Annotated in this window: 25 protein-coding genes; 13 read left to right on the top strand and 12 right to left on the bottom strand. The window is 64.1% G+C overall.

Translation table 11 applies throughout. The features are described from left to right. Nucleotides 1–64 precede the first annotated feature (64 nt). The 4 genes from GGR39_RS01910 (at nucleotide 65) to GGR39_RS01895 (ending at nucleotide 2,176) form a co-directional block, all read left to right on the top strand. On the top strand, nucleotides 65–541 hold the full coding sequence (locus GGR39_RS01910; protein WP_183615638.1) for a PTS sugar transporter subunit IIA: 477 nt from the start codon (nucleotides 65–67) through the stop codon (nucleotides 539–541). Between the two features lie 16 nt (nucleotides 542–557). Next, a complete protein-coding gene (locus tag GGR39_RS01905; protein ID WP_246388186.1) occupies nucleotides 558–1,007 on the top strand; it encodes a PaaI family thioesterase in 450 nt (149 codons plus the stop codon). Nucleotides 1,008–1,045: 38 nt separating this feature from the next. Then, entirely contained in the window at nucleotides 1,046–1,354 is a 309-nt protein-coding gene (locus tag GGR39_RS01900; RefSeq protein ID WP_343055751.1) for a DUF1491 family protein, read from the top strand. A gap of 189 nt (nucleotides 1,355–1,543) precedes the next feature. After that, complete coding sequence (locus GGR39_RS01895; RefSeq protein WP_183615635.1) at nucleotides 1,544–2,176, top strand: cell wall hydrolase; 633 nt, start codon at nucleotides 1,544–1,546, stop codon at nucleotides 2,174–2,176. A gap of 39 nt (nucleotides 2,177–2,215) precedes the next feature. Here GGR39_RS01895 and xth read toward each other — a convergent pair whose 3' ends face one another. From xth to GGR39_RS01880, 3 genes are read right to left on the bottom strand one after another with little or no spacing between them, the layout of a single operon-like run. Then, nucleotides 2,216–3,004: an exodeoxyribonuclease III gene (gene xth / locus GGR39_RS01890; protein WP_183615634.1), complete on the bottom strand. Its 789-nt coding sequence runs from the start codon at nucleotides 3,002–3,004 to the stop codon at nucleotides 2,216–2,218. A gap of 12 nt (nucleotides 3,005–3,016) precedes the next feature. Next, on the bottom strand, nucleotides 3,017–3,358 hold the full coding sequence (erpA, locus tag GGR39_RS01885) for an iron-sulfur cluster insertion protein ErpA (RefSeq protein ID WP_058735745.1): 342 nt from the start codon (nucleotides 3,356–3,358) through the stop codon (nucleotides 3,017–3,019). A 54-nt stretch (nucleotides 3,359–3,412) separates the two neighbouring features. After that, nucleotides 3,413–3,841: a CBS domain-containing protein gene (locus GGR39_RS01880; protein ID WP_183615633.1), complete on the bottom strand. Its 429-nt coding sequence runs from the start codon at nucleotides 3,839–3,841 to the stop codon at nucleotides 3,413–3,415. Between the two features lie 140 nt (nucleotides 3,842–3,981). Between GGR39_RS01880 and GGR39_RS01875 the strand changes: the two genes are divergently transcribed. Continuing rightward, entirely contained in the window at nucleotides 3,982–4,275 is a 294-nt protein-coding gene (locus GGR39_RS01875; RefSeq protein ID WP_183615632.1) for a hypothetical protein, read from the top strand. A 9-nt stretch (nucleotides 4,276–4,284) separates the two neighbouring features. On the opposite strand, the gene GGR39_RS01870 is transcribed toward GGR39_RS01875, so the two are convergent. Then, complete coding sequence (locus GGR39_RS01870) at nucleotides 4,285–5,844, bottom strand: alginate export family protein (protein WP_183615631.1); 1,560 nt, start codon at nucleotides 5,842–5,844, stop codon at nucleotides 4,285–4,287. A gap of 10 nt (nucleotides 5,845–5,854) precedes the next feature. Next, a complete protein-coding gene (locus GGR39_RS01865; protein ID WP_183615630.1) occupies nucleotides 5,855–7,195 on the bottom strand; it encodes a dicarboxylate/amino acid:cation symporter in 1,341 nt (446 codons plus the stop codon). Between the two features lie 221 nt (nucleotides 7,196–7,416). Between GGR39_RS01865 and GGR39_RS01860 the strand changes: the two genes are divergently transcribed. Both GGR39_RS01860 and GGR39_RS01855 read left to right on the top strand, forming a co-directional pair. Then, nucleotides 7,417–9,096 (top strand): sensor histidine kinase, encoded by a 1,680-nt coding sequence (locus tag GGR39_RS01860; RefSeq protein WP_183615629.1) that lies wholly within the window; start codon nucleotides 7,417–7,419, stop codon nucleotides 9,094–9,096. After that, complete coding sequence (locus GGR39_RS01855; RefSeq protein WP_183615628.1) at nucleotides 9,093–10,364, top strand: sigma-54-dependent transcriptional regulator; 1,272 nt, start codon at nucleotides 9,093–9,095, stop codon at nucleotides 10,362–10,364. Before GGR39_RS01860 ends, GGR39_RS01855 begins: the two co-directional genes overlap by 4 nt. Nucleotides 10,365–10,379: 15 nt before the next feature. Here the strand turns inward: GGR39_RS01855 and GGR39_RS01850 are convergent, their stop codons facing one another. From GGR39_RS01850 to GGR39_RS01835, 4 genes are read right to left on the bottom strand one after another with little or no spacing between them, the layout of a single operon-like run. Beyond that, nucleotides 10,380–10,844, bottom strand: coding sequence for a (2Fe-2S) ferredoxin domain-containing protein (locus tag GGR39_RS01850; RefSeq protein WP_246388185.1), 465 nt, complete (start codon nucleotides 10,842–10,844; stop codon nucleotides 10,380–10,382). A gap of 48 nt (nucleotides 10,845–10,892) precedes the next feature. Next, the gene (locus tag GGR39_RS01845; RefSeq protein WP_183615627.1) at nucleotides 10,893–11,363 is read right to left on the bottom strand and encodes a DUF2497 domain-containing protein; all 471 of its coding nucleotides are present in this window, start codon (nucleotides 11,361–11,363) and stop codon (nucleotides 10,893–10,895) included. Next, nucleotides 11,360–12,925 carry a TolC family outer membrane protein gene (locus GGR39_RS01840; RefSeq protein WP_183615626.1) on the bottom strand — a complete coding sequence of 522 codons (1,566 nt, stop codon included), beginning with the start codon at nucleotides 12,923–12,925 and terminating at the stop codon, nucleotides 11,360–11,362. Before GGR39_RS01840 ends, GGR39_RS01845 begins: the two co-directional genes overlap by 4 nt. Before the next feature lie 2 nt (nucleotides 12,926–12,927). Continuing rightward, the gene (locus GGR39_RS01835) at nucleotides 12,928–13,521 is read right to left on the bottom strand and encodes a protein-L-isoaspartate O-methyltransferase family protein (RefSeq protein ID WP_183615625.1); all 594 of its coding nucleotides are present in this window, start codon (nucleotides 13,519–13,521) and stop codon (nucleotides 12,928–12,930) included. Nucleotides 13,522–13,676: 155 nt separating this feature from the next. Here GGR39_RS01835 and GGR39_RS01830 point away from each other — a divergent pair, with 155 nt between their 5' ends. The 3 genes from GGR39_RS01830 to GGR39_RS01820 all read left to right on the top strand — a co-directional run bounded on the left by GGR39_RS01830 (nucleotide 13,677) and on the right by GGR39_RS01820 (nucleotide 17,551). Continuing rightward, nucleotides 13,677–15,197: a fumarate hydratase gene (locus GGR39_RS01830; protein WP_183615624.1), complete on the top strand. Its 1,521-nt coding sequence runs from the start codon at nucleotides 13,677–13,679 to the stop codon at nucleotides 15,195–15,197. Between the two features lie 289 nt (nucleotides 15,198–15,486). Beyond that, nucleotides 15,487–16,800: a sensor histidine kinase gene (locus GGR39_RS01825; protein WP_183615623.1), complete on the top strand. Its 1,314-nt coding sequence runs from the start codon at nucleotides 15,487–15,489 to the stop codon at nucleotides 16,798–16,800. After that, complete coding sequence (locus GGR39_RS01820) at nucleotides 16,790–17,551, top strand: LytR/AlgR family response regulator transcription factor (protein WP_183615622.1); 762 nt, start codon at nucleotides 16,790–16,792, stop codon at nucleotides 17,549–17,551. Before GGR39_RS01825 ends, GGR39_RS01820 begins: the two co-directional genes overlap by 11 nt. Before the next feature lie 41 nt (nucleotides 17,552–17,592). Here GGR39_RS01820 and GGR39_RS01815 read toward each other — a convergent pair whose 3' ends face one another. The 3 genes from GGR39_RS01815 to GGR39_RS01805 form a co-directional block, all read right to left on the bottom strand. Further along, nucleotides 17,593–18,483, bottom strand: coding sequence for a metal-dependent hydrolase (locus tag GGR39_RS01815; RefSeq protein ID WP_183615621.1), 891 nt, complete (start codon nucleotides 18,481–18,483; stop codon nucleotides 17,593–17,595). Nucleotides 18,484–18,664: 181 nt separating this feature from the next. After that, the gene (locus GGR39_RS01810) at nucleotides 18,665–18,964 is read right to left on the bottom strand and encodes a UrcA family protein (RefSeq protein ID WP_183615620.1); all 300 of its coding nucleotides are present in this window, start codon (nucleotides 18,962–18,964) and stop codon (nucleotides 18,665–18,667) included. Between the two features lie 79 nt (nucleotides 18,965–19,043). After that, a complete protein-coding gene (locus GGR39_RS01805) occupies nucleotides 19,044–19,334 on the bottom strand; it encodes a UrcA family protein (RefSeq protein WP_082667852.1) in 291 nt (96 codons plus the stop codon). 244 nt (nucleotides 19,335–19,578) lie between these two features. On the opposite strand from GGR39_RS01805, the gene GGR39_RS01800 reads away from it, so the two are divergent. The 3 genes from GGR39_RS01800 to GGR39_RS01790 are packed head-to-tail and all read left to right on the top strand — an operon-like array spanning nucleotide 19,579 to nucleotide 21,649. Then, on the top strand, nucleotides 19,579–19,845 hold the full coding sequence (locus GGR39_RS01800) for a hypothetical protein (RefSeq protein WP_183615619.1): 267 nt from the start codon (nucleotides 19,579–19,581) through the stop codon (nucleotides 19,843–19,845). Between the two features lie 36 nt (nucleotides 19,846–19,881). Beyond that, a complete protein-coding gene (locus GGR39_RS01795; protein WP_183615618.1) occupies nucleotides 19,882–20,766 on the top strand; it encodes a diacylglycerol kinase family protein in 885 nt (294 codons plus the stop codon). A gap of 10 nt (nucleotides 20,767–20,776) precedes the next feature. Beyond that, on the top strand, nucleotides 20,777–21,649 hold the full coding sequence (locus GGR39_RS01790) for a metallophosphoesterase family protein (protein WP_058735682.1): 873 nt from the start codon (nucleotides 20,777–20,779) through the stop codon (nucleotides 21,647–21,649). The last annotated feature ends 1 nt before the right edge of the window (nucleotide 21,650 follow it).

Here is a 21,650-nt window from a genome sequence, read left to right as displayed (position 1 = left end):
TTAACAGGCCTTTGTCAAAGGCGGCGCTAACCTGGCGCCGACGTGAAGCTGAAGAATCTGAAAAATGAGTGCTCTTTTCACCCTTCTGCCTGAAGCCGTCGCGATCGCTGGCGGTACCGACACGGCTGTGGGTGACAAAGCCTCAATTCTGGCGCACCTGGCTGCCCTGTTCGCCCGCGTTTACGCGCTGGATCAAGATCTTGTGCTAAAGCGTGTGGTCGAGCGGGAGGAACTGGGTAGCACCGGTTTTGGCCGCCAGGTGGCGATCCCCCACGCTCGCCTGCCCGGCCTTGTTCGTCCGGTTGCCGCGATTATTCGCCTCGATAGCCCGGTCGACTTCGATTCTGCCGATGGCATGCCGGTCGATATCGTGTTCGGTCTGCTCTCACCGGACGGTGCGGGTGCGACTCATCTCCACGCGCTGGCCGCGATTTCGCGGATGATGCGTGATGAGCGGATGCATGCCGCACTGGTTTCGGCATCCGGGCCCGACGTCATCTATAGCCTGCTGTCCGATGTCATCGACCGCGACGCCGCCTGAACCGGAATCGACAGATATGACCTCCGGAGCAGCGCTTCATTGGCGGGCGCTGGAGAGCCTTTACGCCTCCGCGCCGATCAATCGGATGTTTCAATCCACGCTGTCGGTGACGGCAGAGGGCCGCGCGCGGATCGTTTTCCAGGTAGAGCCCGATGTCTTCCATGCCGCTGGCGCGGCCCATGGCACGCTCTATTTCAAGATGCTGGATGATGCGGCGTTCTATGCCGCAAATTCGCTGGTCACGGATCGCTTTCTTTTGACCACGGCGTTCAACCTGCATCTCAGCAAGCCGGTGCGCGGCGGCACCCTTGTTGCCGAGGGACACTGGGTGAGCGGACGGCGTCGTGTCCTTGTCGCCGAATCGCGCCTGATCGACGAGGAAGGCGATGAAGTGGGGCGCGGGACCGGCACGTTCATGCGCTCGCGCATCGCGTTGTCAGGCCTGCCGGGTTACTCGGCGGTCTAATCGCCAGATTGCCGATGCGCCCTCCCACCCATATCACGGTGTCCGGCCTGATCCGCCAGGTTCAAGCCGAAGGGGGCTTCGCGACCGTATTGGCCAGGGGTGAACGGGACGCTGGAACCTTGATGCTGATCTTAACGAATCGCGGTTCTCTTTCAATAGCTTACGAGATAGCGCCACAGCCGGATGGTACGCGGGGATGGTCGCAGGCCAAAGCCGAGACCGCCGATGATCCTGCTGCTTTCGGCGAGTACCTGAATCGCAGGCGACATCAGGACCCTGACCTGTGGATCGTGGAACTGGACGTCGAAAACCCCGAACGCTTCATCGCCGGTCCAATTGAAAGCTGATTGACTTCGCAACTGCGGTAGGCCATCCGCGCCGTCGCTCACACGCGGAAGCGGCCGGCAGCGCAATTCAGCGCACCAGCTAGCACGCAGACGGAGGGCCATCGGCAGGCGTGCACGTTCAATCAACGTGCTTCAGGAACAAACAGTTCCCGCATGCGACGGATGCTCGCCGCTTTTTGAACGCCTTGAATGTTACGAAAAGTCCGTTTGGCTAGCGCGGTTGCGCTGGCCGGAACGCTGATAACCGGCTTGTTTACCGTAAGGGCAGCAGGTGCAGCGGCAGAAGCGATGATCCCGACCCTGGTGTCGCCGACCGCTTCGACTGAATTTATTTCCAGACCGATCATCCAGGCGCTGCCACAAGCTGGCACTGAGGCCGAAGAGGGTGACAATCTAGCCGCAGCGCACGCTGGATCGCTCGACGCTCTCGTCGATGCCCAGCCCACCGGACAAAATCTTTCCGACGAGATGCGCTGCCTGGCTGGCGCGATCTATTTCGAAGCGCGTGGCGAATCTCTGGAAGGCCAACTGGCCGTTGGTCGCGTTGTCGTGAATCGATCCAAGTCCGGCCGCTTCCCCAGCAGCTACTGCGGCGTCGTCTACCAACCGTCCCAGTTCTCATTCGTAAGGGGCCGGAGCATGCCTGCGGTGCGCACCAGCTCATCCGACTGGCATGAGGCCGTTGCGGTCGCGCGTATCGCCGATCAAGGGATGTGGCGCAGCGAAGCGACCGGCGCGCTCTATTTTCACGCCGCCCGCGTATCGCCCAGCTGGCGGTTGACCCGCCTTGCCCGCGTGGACAATCACATCTTCTATCGTTGAGGCCTCAAGCGTAGCGGATCGGCTATGCCGGCCGGATGTTCAGGCGGCGCGCAACGCCACCCAGACCGGCGCGTGATCGCTGGCCTTCTCGCGCCCGCGGTGTGCTTTGTCCACGCCGCTAGCCACCAGGCGATCGGCCAGTTCGGGCGAAAGCAAGGCGTGATCGATGCGAAAGCCATGATCCCGTTGCCATGCGCCTGCCTGATAATCCCAGAACGTCCACACCCCGCCGCGAGGATTGTGCGTGGCCAGCGCGTCCGTCCAGCCATCGTGCATCAGGCGGTAATAGGCGTCCCGCGATCCCGGCTGCATCAGCGCATCGGGCGCCATCGCGGGGGGTGACCAGACGTCGCGATCCGTGGGGATGACGTTGTAATCCCCGGTGACGACCGCTGGCACTTCCTCCGCCGCGATAGCCTTCATCCGCGCGTGCAGCCGATCCATCCAACGCAGCTTGTAATCAAATTTGGGGCCAGGCTGCGGATTGCCGTTGGGCAGGTAGATACATGCCACGCGAATGCCGAACACCTGCGCCTCGATATAGCGAGAGTGCTCATCCTCGGGCTCACCTTCCAGCCCGCGCTGTATTTCCTCAGGCTGTTCGCCATCGGCCAGGATGGCCACACCGTTGAAGCCCTTCTGGCCGTGCCAGATGGCCTTGTAGCCCAGCTTCTCGAAGTCGGCGGCGGGAAAGCCTTCGTCCTGTGTCTTGATCTCCTGCAGGCAGGCGACCGAGGGGCGGGTTTCTTCCAGCCACTCCAGCAAGCGCGGCAGGCGCGCCTTGATGCCGTTGATGTTGAACGAGGCGACCTTGATGATGCCGGACATCGCGCTCGGTGCTCAGATCGCGAAGCTGGAACCGCAGCCGCAGCCGGCGGTGGCTTGCGGATTCTCTACGCGGAACGCCGCGCCGCCAAGGGATTCGACATAGTCGACGATGCACCCCCGCACCAGATCGATGCTGATATCGTCTACGGCCAGCTGCACGCCATCGGTTTCCACCACGACATCAGCGTCGTCCACGGTTTCGGCGAGGCCGAACTTGTACTGGAAGCCCGAGCACCCGCCGCCTTCCACGGAGAGGCGCAGGACGGGCGCCTTGCCTTGCTTGGACGCGATCGTGGCGACGCGCGCCGCGGCTGAGGGGCTGAGCGTGATCGGGGCTTGCACTGCAGTATCCATGGCCATGATGTAAGCGCCGCCGCCCCTTGCGGCAAGCGCCGTACGGAATCGTGATCAGGCCGTTTGGATATAGCTGCGCATGGCTTCCGCCTCGGACTGAATCTGGTCGATACGGTGCTTCACCAGGTCACCGATCGAAACCAAGCCGACCATCACGCCCCCGCTCAGGACCGGCAGATGGCGGATGCGGCGGCGCGTCATCAACGATAGCGCCTGCAGGACGGTGGTTTCCGGTTCCACGGTAACGGCGGGCGCAGTCATGACATTGCCCACGGTTTGGGACAGCACCTGCGGCCCATGCTGGTGCAAGCCGTAGATGACGTCCCGCTCCGAAAACATGCCCGCCAGCCCACCGTCGTCCACGACAGGCATTGCGCCGATCCGCCTTTCGGCCAGCATTGCGACCGCCTCATGGACGAGCGTATCGGTACGGCAGCTCAAGACGGCGGCTTCGCGCCCCTGGATCAGACGGCCAATGGTCATGGCAAGCGATCTCCTGGTCTTATCGGTAAGGCAGCGTATCACACGCCTGCGGGGTGGCCAAATGGGCCTCTCTCCCCCAAGCCTCTTCCGGTCGCGGCGGGCCTTGCAAGCGGGGGCGGGACATCGCACATGGGCTATCGATGATTCCGCGCTCCCCTCTCGACGATCCGGAAAAGGCGGCGCACGCCTGGGCTCGCTTCCGGCGCATCCTGCGCTGGATGATGCTGGTCACGGTCACCCTGGTCATCGGTTCGCTGTGGGTGCTCTATCGCAGCAACGGGATGGTCTCGATCCACATGTATATCGCCGCCGCGCTGGGGATCGGCTTCACCATGCTGCTCACCTCTGCGTTGATGGGGCTGATCTTCCTCTCCAGCGGCACCGGTCACGATGACGCGATCGCCGACAAGCTTGAGGAAGAGCGCAACCGCTAGGTTCGTGCTTCAGAACCGAAAGCTCAGCCAGCCAGCCAAGAAGTCCGAGCTGCGATAGCCGGCCTTCGTCAGCGATGGCCCTGCCGCCAGATGCTCGTATCGCCCGGTGAAGGACAAGCGGGGCGAAATCGTCCAGACGACTTGTGCCCGGGTGAGATTGGCGATCTTGGCATCCCGCACGTTCTGCGTTCCGGCGAAAGGCTGGCCGTTGGCGCGATAGACGGCATCGCGCGTGTTATCGCGCCAGGTCAGCTGGTACTCGGCGGTGACGCGCAGCTTGCGGGCGGGTGAGAACGTCACGTTCGGCGCCACGGCGATCAGGTTGGAGGGCGTCAGGGACAGTTGATAGCTGTAGTAGATGTTGTTGCCGAACGGGGCATAGGCATCGCGCAGCTTGCCATCGCCATAGCCGCCACCGCCGCTGGCATAATCGACATGGAAGCCGATCCGAGGCGAAGTCGGCGATTTGCCCAGGCGATAGATCTGCGCGAAAAAGGCCTGCCACGCGTCGATGTCCTGGTTGATATAGCGGCCCCACTGGTGATTAACCGACCAGTCGATCGTCAGCGGCCCGGCGTCACCCCAAAGCCGCGCGCCGGCGTACCAGCGGGTGGCCGGCCCGATCCTGCCGCCCCAGGCCCCCACTTTGTTGCGCCGCCGCCAAACGAAAGGATCGAGATACAGCTTCGATTCCCCCAGCAGCTTTTCGGGCAGGACGACGCCGAACGTCACGCCGGAAAAGCGGCGGGCAGGGTCGTTCACATCATCGTCCGTGCCCAGATCGCCATAGGCTGTGGGGCGCATATCGAAGGCATCGATCCGCCACTTCGAACCGCGTGCCCAGGCGCGCAGCCCGTTCAGAGTGTAACGGATCGTGTTGTTATCCCGTTGCGAGACCAGCAAGTTTGGCCCGTCTGTGAACTCCTGCCGGCCGTAGCGCGCCCCTATAGTCACATCGCCGAGGGTGGTGTTGCCTTCCACGAAATACTGTTGCCATACCAAGTCGTTGCGCAGCGTCGCTGCTGGCGCGCCGAGGTTACGCCCTGAGATGCCGCCATGCGCCACCTCACCATAGAACCGAAGGTGAGGGCCGACGTGCAGGTCCGCGCCTGCAGTCAGGCGGCGGATGTCCTGCCGCTGATGGGGCGTCTCACGCAAGTTGGGGTTGCTGGTCATGTTGACGCGCAGCCGCGCCTCGCCGGACAAGGTGAGATAAATGTCGCCATCATCGTCCAGTGGCAGATATTTCAGCCGGTCCAGCGGATCGTCCCGCTTGGCCGGATCGCGCATGACCCGCCAGTCTTCTGCCCAGCGTGACAAGTTGTAGCCGCCCGTGGTTGCGCCATCGCCGGCCGCCGCCGCCGGGTAGGATGTCACCACCGGGGTTGCCGCGGCACGGGTCTGGCCCGTCTCGCTGGGAGCCGTGGAGCGCTGAACGCCGGGGGTCTGCGCGGTGCCTTGCTGGGCGTTGGTGGATGGGGCCACGGCGCTTTGGGCCAGCGCCGGAGCAGCGATCATCAGGGCGAGCGGGGCCGTGGCGCTCGCAAGCGCGGTTGCATAGCGGGTCATGTCGGCGTCCTTATTCGGCGGGGACGGCGGTGGCGGGCATCTCGTCGATGCGGGCACTGTGACCGGACAGCGCGAGCGAGAACTGTTCGCGATCCAGTCGGCCTTCCCAGCGTGAGACTACCACGGTGGCGACCGCGTTGCCGATGAAGTTGGTCAGGCTGCGGCATTCGCTCATGAAGCGATCTACGCCCAGGATCAGCGCCATGCCTGCGACCGGCACGTCAGGCACGATCGAGAGCGTGGCCGCCAACGTGATGAAACCTGCCCCGGTCACGCCCGCAGCGCCCTTGGACGACAGCATGGCCACGCCCAGCAGCAGCAGTTGCTGGCCCAGTGACAAATCGACGTTACAAGCCTGCGCGATGAACAGCGCGGCCAGCGTCATGTAGATGTTGGTGCCATCCAGGTTGAACGAGTAGCCGGTGGGCACGACCAGACCCACGATCGACTTGGGACAGCCGGCGCGCTCCATCTTTTCCATCAGCGAGGGCAGGGCGCTCTCGGACGAGGACGTGCCCAGCACCAGCAGCAGCTCTGCCTTCAGATAGGCGATCAGGCGCAGGATAGAGAAACCGGCCAGCCAGCTGACCGTGCCCAGCACCACCAGCACGAAAAGCAAGCTGGTAAGATAGAACGTGCCGACCAGCGCAGCGAGGTTCGCCAGCGTGCCCACGCCATACTTGCCGATGGTGAACGCCATCGCGCCGAACGCGCCGACAGGTGCCGCCCGCATCAGAATCGCGACTACCTTGAACACGGCGAGCGACAGGTCTTCCAGTGCCGTCAGCACCCGGTCGCCGCGCTCGCCGATCATGCCAAGGCCGATGCCGAACAGGATGGCGACGAACAGCGTCTGGAGGATGTTGCCCTGGGTCAGCGCCGAGAGGAACGTGTCGGGGATCACGCCCAGCAGGAAGCCGGTCAGCGTGGTTTCATGCGCCTTGGCGGCATAATCGGCGATCTTCCCCGCATCCAGCGTGGCGGGATCGATATTGAGGCCCGCTCCTGGCCGGATGACGTTGGCCACGATCAGCCCGACGATCAGCGCCAGCGTGGAGAAGAACAGGAAGTAGGCGAACGCCTTGCCCGCCACGCGACCCACCGCGCCCAGATCGCGCATTCCGGCGATACCGGTCACGATCGTCAGGAAGATCACTGGCGCGATGATCATCTTCACCAGCTTGATGAAGCCATCGCCGATTGGCTTCATCGCCTCGCCAGTGTCAGGTGCGAAGTGCCCCAGCAGGACGCCTGCGGTGATCGCGATCAGGACCTGGACGTATAGCTGCGCATACCAGGGCTTGGGTTTGGACAGATGACTGCCGGCATGGTGCTGATCGGGAAGGATCATGAGTTTGGGCCTCTCCTTGCGCCACTTGCGGGCGGTTCATCGGATCGGAAGAGTTTCTCATGAGCCGGGACGCGGGCGAAGATAAAATGCTTCGAGAAAAAATCTAGTTATATCAATTCTATAACCACCCTGGGACGATAAGGCCGTGCAGAAACTTCCACGCCGGTAGCGACGTTTGTGCAAGAACTTGCACAGCGTGGAGGAGGCGCTAATCTTTCGCGATGGTTCGATCGCGTTATGTCGAGGTTGTCTGGCTGATCGTCGCGGTGCTCGTGGCTCTCGGGATCGCGGCGCTGGCGGCAAAGGTCGCCGGCGATCGCGCGCGCGCCGGGCTAGCAGCCTCGGTCCTGACGGATGCGCAGTTGCGTGCCTCGCTGCTGGATAGCGAGATCGCCCGCTTCAGCCTTGTCCCGCTGGCGCTGGCGGATGACCGGGATGTGGTGGCGACTTTGGCGGGGCAAAGCGGTGCGGCGGCCATGCTCAGTCGCAAGCTGGAAGCCTTGGCGCAAACAACCGGTGCGGCGGCGCTCTATGTGGTGGATCGCAACGGGATGGCGGTTGCCGCCAGCAATTGGAACACGCCCGCCAGTTTCATCGGCAACGACTATCGCTTTCGCCGCTATGTGCGCGAGGCGCGCGAACGCGGGGCAGGCTCGCAATTTGCCTTGGGCACTGTGAGCCGGGAGCCTGGACTCTACCTTTCACGCCGCGTGGCGTCTGGCGGCATCGTGGTGATCAAGCTGGCGTTCGATCGGCTGGAGACGGACTGGGCGCGGGCGGGGGGTGACACGTTCGTGCGGGACCGCAACGGCGTAGTGCTGGTAACGAGCCGCCCCGCCTGGCGCTTTGCCGGCACGCGCCCGCTCACACCGGCGATAGTGGCGGCTGTCGAGGCGGAGGCAAGGGTACCGCCCGGCACGGTGCGGCCCTTGCGGATCGAGGGCGATCGCGTGTCACAAACGGTCAAGACCGGACAGTCCGGCTGGACGCTTACGCTCAGCCGTATCTCCACGCAGCCGGTGCACGCAGCGCAACGTGTCGCGGCTTTCAGTGCAGGGCTGGGCGCCATCGCGCTGGCCGCGCTCGCTTGGGCGCTGCGGCAACGCGGGCGGCTGGCGCGCCGTCGCACCGCCGATCTGGAAGAGGCCGTAGCGGCGCGAACGGCGGAATTGACTCAGGAGATCGAGGAACGCGCCGCCAGCGAAGCGCGGGCCGCCGAACTGCGTGAGAGCTTGCGGCAAGCCAATCGCCTGGCGACCTTGGGCCAGGTTACCGCCAGCGTGGCGCATGAAACAGCGCAACCGGTGGCAGCGATCAGGACTTATGCGCGCACCACGGAGCAATTGCTGGATCGCGGCGACTATGCAGCGGTGCGGGCCAATCTCACCACCATCGCCGGTCTCTCCGACCGGATCGGCGCGGTGACCGGTGAATTGCGCGGCTTCGCACGTCGGCGCAGCGGACAGCAACGGCCGGTCCCGGTGGCCGAGGTTGTCGATGGTGCGCTGTTGATCCTGAAAGAGCAATTGCGCCCCATCCGCCTGGTGCGCCCGGCGGTCGATCCTGTTGTGCTCGTCTCGGGGGGGCGCGTGCGGCTGGAGCAGGTGCTGGTCAATGTCCTGCAAAACGCACTGGAGGCTTTGAGAGGCCAGCAAGATGCGCAAATCGTCATGGATATCAGCATCGGCCCGAAGGTGGTCCTGAGCGTTCAGGACAACGGCCCGGGCATCGCGCCGGATGTCGCCTCCCGCCTGTTTACACCCTTCGTGACGAGCCGCGCGGAGGGCTTGGGCCTCGGGCTGGTGATCTCGCACGATATCATGGTGGAACTAGGTGGGACCTTGCGGCTGGCGCAAAGCGCGGTGGGCGCTCGCTTCGAGATAGAGATGGTGGCGGCATGAACGCAGGCACTGTCGCGCTGGTAGACGATGACGCCGATCTGGCGGCGGCGACCGGGCAACTCCTGACGCTAGCGGGGTATTCGGTCGCGCGGTTCGGGAATGGAAAGGCGGCGCTGGACGCGATCGACCTGGATTACCCCGGTGTCGTGATAACGGATGTGCGAATGCCCGGCATGTCCGGGATCGAGCTGTTCCGCCATTTGCGAGAGCGGGATGCGCAACTGCCCGTCATCCTGATCACCGGCCACGGAGATATCGAGATGGCGGTCGATGCTCTGAAGGCGGGGGTCTGGGACTTCCTGACCAAGCCGTTTGATCCTGACATCCTGCTGAGCGCAGTGGCCCGGGCTGTCGCCACGAGGCGCCTTACGCTGGAAAACCGTGAACTCCGCGCCGCGGTCGATACGTCGCCTTCGGACCGCCTGATCGGCCGCAACGGCGCGATCCAGCGCTTGCGCACGATGATCCCGATGCTGGGGGAGACGGACCTGGACATCGTGGTGGAGGGCGCGACCGGGACCGGCAAGGCGCTGCTGGCGAAGTTGATTCACCGCTCGGGCAAGCGCGCGCGGCATCGCTTCGTCACGCTGGATTGCGCGGCGCCGCCGGTCGGGTCGGTCGAAGACCTGTTCACCGCGCATGGCCTGATCGCCGGGGCCGATCGCGGCACCTTGCTGCTCGACAATCTCGATCGGGCGCAAGCACCCCTGCAGCATCGCCTGGTGCAACTGGTGGAACGGCGCGCGGTCGCCCTGGAAGCGCGCGATCCACAGCCGGTTGATCTGCGCATCATCGCCACCTTGGACGAGGGGCGGCGCGATGATGTCCTGCCTGCGCTATATCACCGAGTGGCAGCGGTTTCCCTGCGCTTGCCCCCGTTGTCCGAGCGGCTGGAGGATCTGCCGCTGCTGACCGCGCACTTCCTGCAGGCTCTGGCCGAAACGCATGGACGACCCGTACCGCCGCTGGCGCAGGCCGTTTCGCTCCTGAGCCGGGCGGACTGGCCGGGGAACGTGCGCGAACTGGAGATGGCGGTGGAGCGGCAGGTCTTGGGGCTGGGCGAGCAGATCGCGCAAACCCCTTCGGAAATGCCGCTACCGGACCGCGTTCGCGATTTCGAGCGGGGGGCGATCGTCGAGGCCTTGGTGAATGCGCGTGGCGAAATCGGGCCGGCGCTGGGGGCGTTGGGCATTCCGCGCGAGACGTTCTACTACCGCGTCAAGCGGCTGGGCATCGATCTGGCGGCAGTACGGGCGGGCTTGGGCTGACAAGCTGGCGCAACGCTAATCCTCTACGGTAATGGGTTCCAATGTTGCCCCTTGCGGCGGGCGCAGGCGAAACGCCTCCACCGGCTTACCGCCGATCAGATGCTGTTGAATGATCTGCTCCAGCACATCCTCCGTACACGAATGATACCAGACCCCGTCCGGCCAGACGACCGCGATCGGCCCGGCCACGCAGATGCGCAGGCAATCGGCTTTCGTCCGGGCGACGCCGCCGCTGCCATCTAGCCCCAGCTGCTTCAGGCGCTTTTTCAAATACTTCCAAGCTGCCGCGCCGACTTCGGGACGGCAGCACTCGCCCTTCTGCGGCTCGGCGCAAAGGAAAATCTGGCGGCGGACGATCGGGCCACCGATCTTGACAAAGGCGACCTGCGCCTTGTCGATATCTTTGCGGGATGTGGTCACGCGCAGGCTCTGGCCGCGTAGGGAGGCAGAAATATCATGCAGTGCAGATAGGAAGCGCATGGGCGCAAATCCACCAAGTCATCGCAAGGCCCGGTCGCGATGAAGATCTCAGGCCTTCTTGCCCACGATCCGCGCGATTTCGGCGGCGACCAAACGCTCAACCAATGCAGGAAGATGAGCGTCGAGCCATTCGGTCAATGCCGGGCGCAGCAACTCACGCGTGAGCGCTTCGAGAGACGTTTCGCCGGAGCGCACGATCTGCGGCGATGCTCCCGGGCCGGAAATCGCGGCCAGCGCGGCCAGCGATTCGCGCATGGCATTGCGGGTTCCTTCGGCAAGAAGGGGCGAGGGTTCTTCCGAAGCAGGCTCTGCCGGTGGGCTTTCGGCGGCAACCGCTTCGGTCAGATCCAGCACATCGTCGTTTTCCACCGTGTCTGCCTGGGCCTGCGCGGTGGTGGCTGCCACTGCTGTTTCTGGCTGAACCGGCTCAAAGATCGCAGCTGCGCGCGTGTCACGCGCGATGACCTGCTTGATCGACGCCAGGATTTCCTCGACGCTTGGTTCGCCGTTCTGCTTCATGGCCTTGTTGCCCCAATTGCCCCTGCCGGCTTCTGCGCCCCGACCGGAGCGGAAACCCCTGTTCCAGCTGCTCCTGGCTGAATCGCCGGAGGCGGCTGGTCCGCTGCCGGAATGTCTGCGCCCTGAACCGGTGTGTCAACGGTGCGCGTCGATCGGGCGACCGGTGTGGGATCGTCGTCGAAATCAAAGAACTTGCCGCGCACCCGCTTGTAGTTGACGTTCGGATCGTAAAGCGCGCCGCCATCCAGGTTCAAATCGCGCGCTTCGGCCCGGCCCATCGCTGCCAGCAGGCTGAAGCCGGCGACATAGGCGTTACGCCGGGCGATCACGAGTTGCACTTGCGCGCGCAGCCGCTCCTGCTCGGCATTCAGAATGTCTAGAATGGTGCGATTGCCCACGCTGTTTTCGGCCTGTACACCTTCCAGGCTGAGCGCGGCGGCATCAACTGCGGTCTGATTCAGCGCGATCAGTTCACTGGCGGCGAGGTAGGACTGATAGGCGGAGCGGACCTGGGCGATCACGCTACGCTCGGTCGCGATCTCGGTTTCCATCGTCGCCGAGGCATTTTGCTGCGCTTGCCGCCGCAACGCCGCCGGACGTCCGCCCTGGAACAGAGGCAACGAGAGCTGCGCGCCTACCTGGCCTTGTCGGTCCGTCTGCGAGACGCCGGCAACACCGCTGGCAAGGGTGTTCAGGTAATTGTTGTAGCTGCCATTGGCGAAAAGGCTCACCGTGGGCAGGCGGCCTGCACCTGCTACGTCAATATCCCGCTCTGCCGCCTTTACACGCTCACGCGCACCAAGGAGATCGGGGTTGCTGTCTAACGCGTAGCTTACGGCCTCGTCTGCGCTGGCCGGCAGGTTGGGCAAAGGGGGCGGCGGCTGAAGATCGATCGGAGCCTTGCCAACCAGCTGGATATAGGTTTCCCGCGCACCCGCCAGATTGGCCTCTGCCGTGCGCAAGTCTCCCTGAGCCAAGGCGAGGCGCGACTGGCTCTGCGCCACGTCGGTGCGGGTCAGGTCGCCGATCTGAAAGCGATCGCCGGTGGCCTGCAGGTTGGTGTTGAGCGCGGCGACGTTGCTGCGGTTCAGCCCGACGATGGCCTGATTCTGGATCACGTCCATGTAGGCGGCCACGACCTGGTTGAAGAGCGAGGATTCGACACCGCGCAAATCGGCCTGACCGGCAGCGACGCGGATCTTGGCCGCCTTGATCTGGTTTTTGACCCCGCCGCCTGAGTAGATCGGCACGCCAAGCTGCGCCTGAGCCGAAACCACGCGCTCCGGAGTGGTGAAGGCATTGGCGCTGCGCTCGACGAATTCGGTGTACGTACCCGTCACGTTCGCGTTCGGCCGCCCGGCCGCCTTGGCGATCGGCACGTTCTCATCATTCGCCCGTTGCTGGGCGCGCGAGGATTCGAGCGTCGGATTGGTCAGGTAAGCCTGAACCAGCGCCTCGGTCAGAGTATCGGCTTGTGCCGCACCGGCACTCACCCCCGCGAGTACCAGCGCCAGAAGTCCCACCCCAGTCCGAAACCCGGAACGCTGCGCGAACCGGGTCACGGTCAGAACGACCAGCGTTTAGGCGCGGCGAATTCGGGGAGAACGGGAATACCGATTTCGGCCAACGGCAACAGCGCCACGCGGCCCGCCGCCTTGCGCCCGGTGGCCACACGCGTGACGCCGCGCAAAACCTGACCCGTCACCACGCGGCCATCGGGCGCCAAGCGATCGACCAGAGCATCGGGAAGCGCTTCGATCGCGCCATCGATCATGATCAGCGTGTAATCGCCAGAACCGATCGCGCCCGCATCCCCGGGTGCCACCACGTCGAGCGAGCCCACCAGCGGGCGCAAAAGCGCTGCCAGATAGCCATCGTCACCGATCAGCAGCGCCTTGTCTGCCTGCGTCGGGCGGGCTTCTGCCAGAAAGCGCCCATGCACGAGCGGAGATGCCAGCATGCGCCCATCGCCCAGCGCGATCGCGCGGTCGATATAGGCGGCATCGCGCATGTTCGCGGGTACATAGTCCTCACGGGCGAGCGAACCCATCGCTTCCAGGATCCAGGGCTCGTTGACGCCGCTGGTGCGCAGCTGGCTGTCGATCATGGCCCGGCGTGCCGCCAGCGTGGTATCCCGCTGATCCTCGGTAACCGTCATAGCCTCGTCAAATCCTTCCACTGCCCGCCTCGGTATGCGGGCGCTGCCATGGCCGCGCCTTCTAGGTCATGGCGTGGCGCGGGCCAAGTGCTTTGACTGCGGGGCACAGCCGCGACTATGGAATCGCGCAAGACCGTATCAGGAGTGCAACGATCATGGCCGAAATGGTCACTATCCGGGAACAGGACCTTATCGACAGCGTCGCCGACGCGCTGCAGTACATCAGCTATTTCCATCCGATGGACTACATTCGGGCGCTGGCCGCCGCTTATGAGCGCGAGGAGAACCCCGCCGCCAAGGACGCGATGGCGCAGGTCCTGGCCAATTCGAAGATGTGCGCGCAGGGGCACCGACCGATCTGCCAGGACACCGGCATCGTCAACGTGTTCCTGAAATGGGGCCAGAACTGCCGCCTCGAGAGCGACAAGTCGATGCAGGAAGTGGTCGATGAAGGCGTGCGCCGGGCCTACAACCACCCGGAAAACAAGTTGCGCGCCTCGATCGTGGCCGATCCCGCCTTCACCCGCCGCAATACCAAGGACAACACCCCTTGCGTGCTGAACGTTGAATTCGTGCCCGGCAACACGGTTTCGGTCGACGTCGCGGCCAAGGGCGGCGGCAGCGAGAACAAGTCCAAGTTCAAGATGATGAACCCCAGCGACTCGATCGTTGACTGGGTGTTGGAGATGATCCCGCAGATGGGCGCGGGTTGGTGCCCGCCGGGACAGATCGGCATCGGCATCGGTGGCACGGCGGAAAAGGCCATCCTGCTCGCCAAGGAATCGCTGATGGAAGAGATCGACATCCACGATCTGAAGGCGCGTGGCCCCCGCACCGACACCGAGGCGCTGCGGCTGGAGATCTTCGAAAAGGTCAACGCGCTGGGCATCGGCGCGCAGGGGCTGGGCGGCCTCACCACGGTGCTGGACGTGAAGATAAAGGAATGGCCGTGCCACGCCGCGGGCAAGCCGGTGGCGATGATCCCCAACTGTTCGGCGACCCGCCACGCGCACTTCATGCTCGACGGTTCGGGGCCGAGCTTCCTTGAGACGCCTAAACTCGACGAGTGGCCCGATGTGACCTGGGCTCCTGACAAGGATGCCAAGCGCGTCGACCTCGACACCCTGACGCATGAGGAAGTGCAGAGCTGGAAGCACGGCGATCGCCTGCTGCTGAACGGCACCATGCTCACCGGGCGCGATGCCGCGCACAAGCGCATTCAGGACATGCTGGCCAAGGGCGAGGAACTGCCGGTCGATTTCAAGGGTCGGGCGATCTATTATGTCGGCCCGGTCGATCCGGTGGTGGGCGAAGTGGTCGGCCCGGCAGGCCCGACGACGGCGACGCGTATGGACAAGTTCACCGACATGATGCTCGACCTCGGGCTGCTGGCGATGATCGGCAAGGCCGAGCGCGGCCAGGGCGCGACGCAAGTGATCGCCAAGCACAAGGTTGCCTATCTGATGGCAGTGGGCGGCGCGGCTTACCTGGTCGCGCGCGCAATCCGCGAAGCCAAGGTAGTCGGTTTCGAGGACCTAGGCATGGAGGCGATCTACGAGTTCACCGTCAGCGACATGCCGGTGACCGTGGCGGTGGATGCCGAGGGCAACAACGTTCACCAGCTCGCCCCGCTGGTCTGGAAGGAGCGCATCGCGCGCGAGGCGGAGGCGGTCTGAACGCCGCTTTGGCCAAGTCCTGGATGCTGCCATCCGTACCTGGTTGTCCCCGTCTTTGCGGGGATGACGAGGTGCGGGGGTATGGGAGTGATAGTGATTGGTCCTTCCCTTTTCTCTCCTTCCTGCCGAGTGGTGTCGAGACACGAAGGCCGCGCGCTGACTGCGTGCGAAACGAACTGATAGTCTAGCCGCGACCAAGGGGGTCATCGTCGCCTCATCGACCAACCCCCGATCCCGCTCGACCAGCGCAGTGGCGACATCCCTGCCGATCGCGCTATCATGGCCGGCCATGACCGACCTTGCCCACCCACGCGTCCCCGCGCGCCTTGTCCTGGCTTCGCTAGCGGCGCTGTGGGCGTGTTATTTCACCGTCGCCACGTTGCGTGGGATGCTGCTGGGGCTGGATTTTATCTGGCCCATCGTCTCACGCCGGCTGACGATCTGTATCGTCTCCATGCTGGTGATGGCGGCCCTATGGCCCGTGCTTCAGGTGTTCGATCGCAAGTCGTTCAACACCCGCCTGCTGGTGGTGGTGATCGGTGCGCTGCCCGTCAGCCTGCTGCTGAGCTTCATCAACGACAGCATCTTTTCGGACATGGAGGTCAAGACGCAGGAGCAGGAAGTTGGGAGGACGGTGCGTATCCAGCGCGACCCCCTGGGAAACATCCTGGTGGATGTGCCATCGCCCCCGTCACCGCCGCCGATCCCGGATGAGAACAGCAAAGCGCCACCGGCCCCGCCGGCTCCCTCCGTTATCACGACGAACGAGGGCAGTCGCACCATCACCATCCACACGCGCGAGCGGGAGACGACGGCGGCAAAACCGGAAGGCGCGTCCGATGGGAAGCAGGGCCGTTGGGCCGCGGTCGCTGACACGGCATTTGGCCGCTACTTCCTGGTCCTGGCCTGGGCCGCGTTCTACTTCGCGCTGGCCAAGGCGGAGGAAGCGCGTGCCGCCGAACGCCGCGAAGGGCAGTATCGCCGCGCTGCGGAGCAAGCCGAATTGCGGTCCCTGCGGTATCAGATCAATCCGCACTTTCTGTTTAACACGTTGAATTCGCTGTCCGCCTTGGTCATGGTCGGCCGGTATGACGATGCCGAAACGATGATCCAGACGCTATCGACCTTCTACCGTCATACCTTGTCCGGCGATCCGACCGGCGACATGGCACTGACGGACGAGATCGAGTTGCAGAAGCTTTATCTCAAGATCGAATCGGTTCGCTTCCCGGATCGGTTGAGATGCGAAATCGATATCGACCTGGATGTAGCCGATGCCATGGTGCCCGGCATGATCCTTCAGCCCCTGGTGGAGAACTCTGTGAAGTACGGCGTCGCCGCCACGCAGGAAGCCGTCACGATAACCGTCGCCGCCCACCGCGAGGGTGACGAACTGGTGATCGCAGTGAGCGACGATGGCCCCGGCACGCCGGTGCCCGGGACGACCAGCAGCGGCATCGGCCTGGAAAATGTGCGCGATCGTCTGCGCGCTCGCTTTGGCAAATTGGCATCGGTTCATTTCGGCAAGCCCTCGCGCGGAGGATTCAGGACGATCCTGCGCATGCCCCTGCACCGCGACGGAGAACTCCGCGATGACGATTGAGCCAGGCAGCGAAGCGCTGCGAACTCTGATCGTCGATGATGAGCCGCTGGCGGTGGAACGGTTGCAGGTGATCTGCGCCAAGCTGGAAGGCGTCACCGTGATCGGCACCGCCGGCGATGGCGAGGCGGGCCTGCGCCTGATCGATGCGTTGGCGCCTGATCTGGTCCTGCTGGACATGACGATGCCCCTGAAAGACGGGCTAGGTGTTGCCCGCGTCCTGGCCACGCGGTCCAAACCGCCGGCCGTGATCTTCGTCACCGCGCATGATCACTTCGCGGTAGAGGCGTTCGATCTGGAAGCGGTGGACTATGTCTTGAAGCCGGTCTCGCCCGAACGCCTGCAACGCGCGGTGCAGCGTGTCGGCCAACGGCGCGGACAGGGCGCCTCGGTCGCCCCGATCCCGGCCACGGCGGAGAGCGAATGGCTGACAGAATTCTGGGTGCCGCACCGTTCGGAACTGGTGCGCGTCGCGGCGGCGGACATCGATCGTATCGATGCCGAGCGCGATTACGTGCGGCTGCATGTGAATGGCCAGAGCTACATGCTGCTCCAGACCATCACCAGCTTGGAAGAGCGCCTCGATCCCACCCAGTTCATCCGCATCCACCGCAGCTGCATCTTGCGGCAGGACCGTATCGGCGGGTTGCGGCATGAAGGGCTGGGCGTGTGGTCTGCGGAAACCACGGCCGGACAAGTGCTGCGGATCGGGCGGACTTACCTGGCCAAAGTCAAGAAACTGGCGGGGCGATAAGGCCGTCGCAGCCAGGACATCAGCCTAGATACAAGCGGTGTTCACGACGTAAGTGGCTGCTTTCCCGCTCGCTCTGCCGCCTTGCCGCGCGCCATCTCACCACCCTCTTCAAAGCGGGCGAGGTACTCGCGCAAGCCGCGCGGAGCTTTCTTGCGCCTGGGGTTGTACCAAGGCAGCAAATTGCGCGCGAGCTTGCGAGCCATGGCCTTGCGATAAATCGGAATATAGGCTGCGATGTCTGCCTTGACCTGCGCCTTGTCTCCCGGAGACATGCCGGGCCGATCCTGCTTGGCCATGTAGCCGATCATCTGACCAGTATAGCCGCCCAGGTGCTTCATCGCGAACCACAACCCGTACAGCCGATAGAAGTAGCCGTTTATGACGGCGTTCACGGGCCCACGACAGAACAGGGCCTTGTAGAAATCGAACATGACTGAGCGGTGTTCGAATTCCTCGGCCAGATGCCAGCCCCACAGATCGGCGATACGCGGATCGGCCTGCGAAACGAATGGCTTCAACTCGTCAAACCACAATTGCGCGGAAACCGCACCCATCGATTCAAACCCATCCGCATAGGCCAGCAGGAACTTGAGCGATCGGTTCTTTTCAAATTCGACGAGATCGTCGGCAAGGCGCTTTTCGAATTCCATCAGGCCGGGATAGCCCTGATCGGCGATAGCTTTGTTGAATAGCCGGTGCTGGCGAAAGTGCTGGGATTCCTGACCGATAAAGGCCTTCACGTCTTCCTTCAGCGCCGCATCCCCGGGGCCTAGCCGCTCTACCGCCGATTGCAGGATGCGGATCAGCCACGGCTCCATCGGCGTGGGGATGAAAGACGTGGCGTTACGATCATACACGAACGCGCGGTTGCGGGCCCAGACTTTCGGCAGATCGTGAAAGCTGAACTTCGGAAAACGTACGATGATATCCATGCCAGCGCTCCGCAAGATGCCTGTCGGCAGGCTCGCAACCTATCCGCCAGCCATCCCGGGGATTAGGTATAGCGGGTCATATCTGCAGCCTTGCGATAGATCCAAGCCAATCCCTGGGGCATCCGCCGCGGACGGATGCTATATCGCTACGGCGATGAACGAAGACGGTCGGGGTTTGAAGTCAGCCTCCTTTACGGGCCTGATCTACGATTGCAGCCATCGTTTCCTTGGAGCGTGCGCGCGCCTCGTTGTAGCACTGGCGGACCGAGTAGGGCGGAAGGCGGCTGCCCGTCTGCGTCTCGGAAAAGCCGCAGGCGTCTTTCGCGGCCAGGTCGAGGCGGCGCGCCAGAGTGCTCTTGCCCGCTGGCGTGGACAGATCGAGGTCCTTGTAGCTGACAGAGATGTCCTTGGCAGAGGCGGGGGCAGCGATGGCCATCGTTCCCATAAGGGCGGCGGCGGCGAGAGTTGCGGTCCTGATCATGATGCTGGTCTCCGGATGATGGCCCCAAGGCGAACGGCGTGTCCGGCGCTGTGAGGGTTGAGGGATGGGGGGTGGCGGATCAGCCGCCCAGGCGGGCGTCTTCCACGATCGTGGCGACCTGGGTGGAGGCCTTGGCGCGCGCCTGATGATAGCAGGTCATCGCGGAGTAGCTGGGGATGCGGTTCTCGGCTTCGAAATCGCATGCGACCTTGGCGGCGCGATCGACCCGGCGGCTGAGTTCCTTCTGGCCCTTGGCGCTGGCGAGATCGAGGTCGCCGTACCGAACGGTCACGTCCTTGGCGAGGACAGGCGCCGCAGTAGCGACAGTTGTGATGGCGGCGAGGGCGGCGAACATAGCGGTCTTCAACATGGTCTTTCTCCCTTGAGGAGCCGACCGGGGTGTTTGGCGGCTCGATGAGGGTCTTGTGAACCGGGCCCGCCGATCGCGCAGCACAGGCTCGACCGCGGCACGCCGCCGGTCGACCGGCGACAAGGACGGAGGACGAGCGACGAATGGCTATCGACGAACGACTTGGCCCTTTCCCTCGGACTGACACGCCGCACGGGATCGCCGTGCTGGCCAGCGCGGTAAGGGCGCGTTACATCGGCTGGCGATGGGTATCCTGATCGTTTTCATTCTGGGCATCGCCAATTTCGCCGCGCACCGCGCCGTGCTGGAAAGTGGCCATCCCCTGGTCGATGCGATGCCCCGGCTGTTCCGCGCGCTGGGCGGGCGGATGAGCTTCGTGGTGGAATTCGCGATGCTGGTGGGAGCGTTGTGGATGGTCTCGGCCGGGTCCACTGGATGGGCCGCCGCCTACTTGTGCTATAGCGCCGTCAATGCGCTGGCGGCCTGGCTAATTCTGTCTGGACGAACGTGAGGGGGAACCTCCCTCCCCGCGCCCGGTTGCACGATCATGACCCAAGCGAACACGCACGACGCCAGCGACTTGTCCGCCTCCAAGGTCTGGCTGGTCCACAACGAGTCCAGCGGCAGCAACGATGAAGCCGCGCTGGAAGATCTGCGCGCAGCCTTTGGCGATGCGGGCCTCGCGCTGGTGGGCGATACCTGCTTCCCGCGTGAGGATGCGCCCAAGCCCGCCGATCTGGACGCGGCCAGCGCCGATACGGTCGCGATCTTTGCCGGTGATGGTACGATCAGTTCGATCGTTGCCGGGCTGGCGGGCTGGCAAGGCACGGTGTTGCCGCTGCCGGGCGGAACCATGAACATGATGGCCCGGCGCCTGCACGGCGATGCTACCGGGCCTGAAGTGATCGCTCGCTTTCGGGAAGGGCTGGTCAATCGCATCTATCCGCCCGTCATCGGATCACGCCACGCCACGGGGTTGACGGGCGCCTTGGCCGGACCGGGCACTGCCTGGGCGGATGTACGCGAGGCGATGCGCGAGCCGACGCTGACCGATTTGTGGAACAGTGCCACCGAAGCCTTTGCCCAGTCCACTTCAGGCGCCAAAGTGGCGTGTCTCAATGCCGACTGCGGCCGTGAGGAGGGCTATACCGCCATCACCCTCACGCCGCAGCAGGACGGTATCGAAGGCGCGGGCTACTACGCGGAATCGCTGCTCGATTTTGCCAAGCAGGGTGCCGCATTGTTGCAACGGGACTTTCGTAGCGGTCCTCACGATGGGCTGGGCCGCCATCGCACCATGCGCATCGCCTGCCCGGATGGCAAACCGATGGGCCTGTTGATCGATGGCGAGCCCTACGATGGCGCAGTAGAAGAGGAATTCAGCTTGGACACCAGCAAGATCGCGTTCTGGGCCACGGCCGATGCACGGTAGAGCGGGCGACATGCGGCGCGATTCCAGGCTCGGTCCGATCAAGCTGTTCCACATCAGCGACATCCATTTCGGGCTGGAAGATCCCCAGGCCTTGGACTGGGTTGAGGATTGCATCGCGTCCGAACGGCCCGACGCGGTGGTCGTCACCGGGGACTTGACGATGCGGGCGCGCCACAAGGAATTTGTCGCCGCCTGCAAGTGGATCAGCTCGCTGGACGTGCCGGTGACGGTGGAGATCGGCAATCACGACATGCCGTATTTCAACCCGATCGAGCGGTTCCTGGACCCCTACAAGCGATTTCGCAGTATCGAGGCGGTGCTGGAGCGGGAACTGGACTTGGGCGGCCTTGCCATCGTGCCGCTCAAGACCACGGCGCGTGCGCAGTGGCGCACCAACTGGTCCAAGGGCTGGATCACCCGTCCCGCACTGAAAAAGACGCTGGCGATGATCGATGCCCTGCCGGAAGGCACGCCCGTGCTGATCTCGGCCCATCATCCGCTGGTTGAGGTGAATTCGCAAGGCAGCGTGCTGACCAAGCGCGGTGGCAAGGCGCTGGAGGAACTGGCCAAGCGCAAGGTGCTGGGCGTGATGACCGGCCATGTCCACGATCCGTTCGACCTGATCGAGCAGACTGCCGCCGGCCCCGTGCGCATGATCGGCGCGGGTACGTTGTCCAGGCGGGTGCGTTCCACCCCGCCCAGCTTCAATCAGATCATCATCGATGGCACCAAGGTGATCGTAGAGGCGCGCAACCTGGCAAAGGTGCCCACGCCCGACATGCAGATCGACGACGTGCCGGAAAACGCACTCCCGCCGCGCCGGCCCGAAGAGCCGGTCTCGCCTGTGGCCGCCGTACCGCGCGAGGATCCGCCGGTACGTTGAG

Source organism: Novosphingobium fluoreni, from assembly GCF_014196615.1.
Classification (GTDB): domain Bacteria; phylum Pseudomonadota; class Alphaproteobacteria; order Sphingomonadales; family Sphingomonadaceae; genus Novosphingobium; species Novosphingobium fluoreni.
This window is presented reverse-complemented; position numbering and strand designations above follow the sequence as displayed.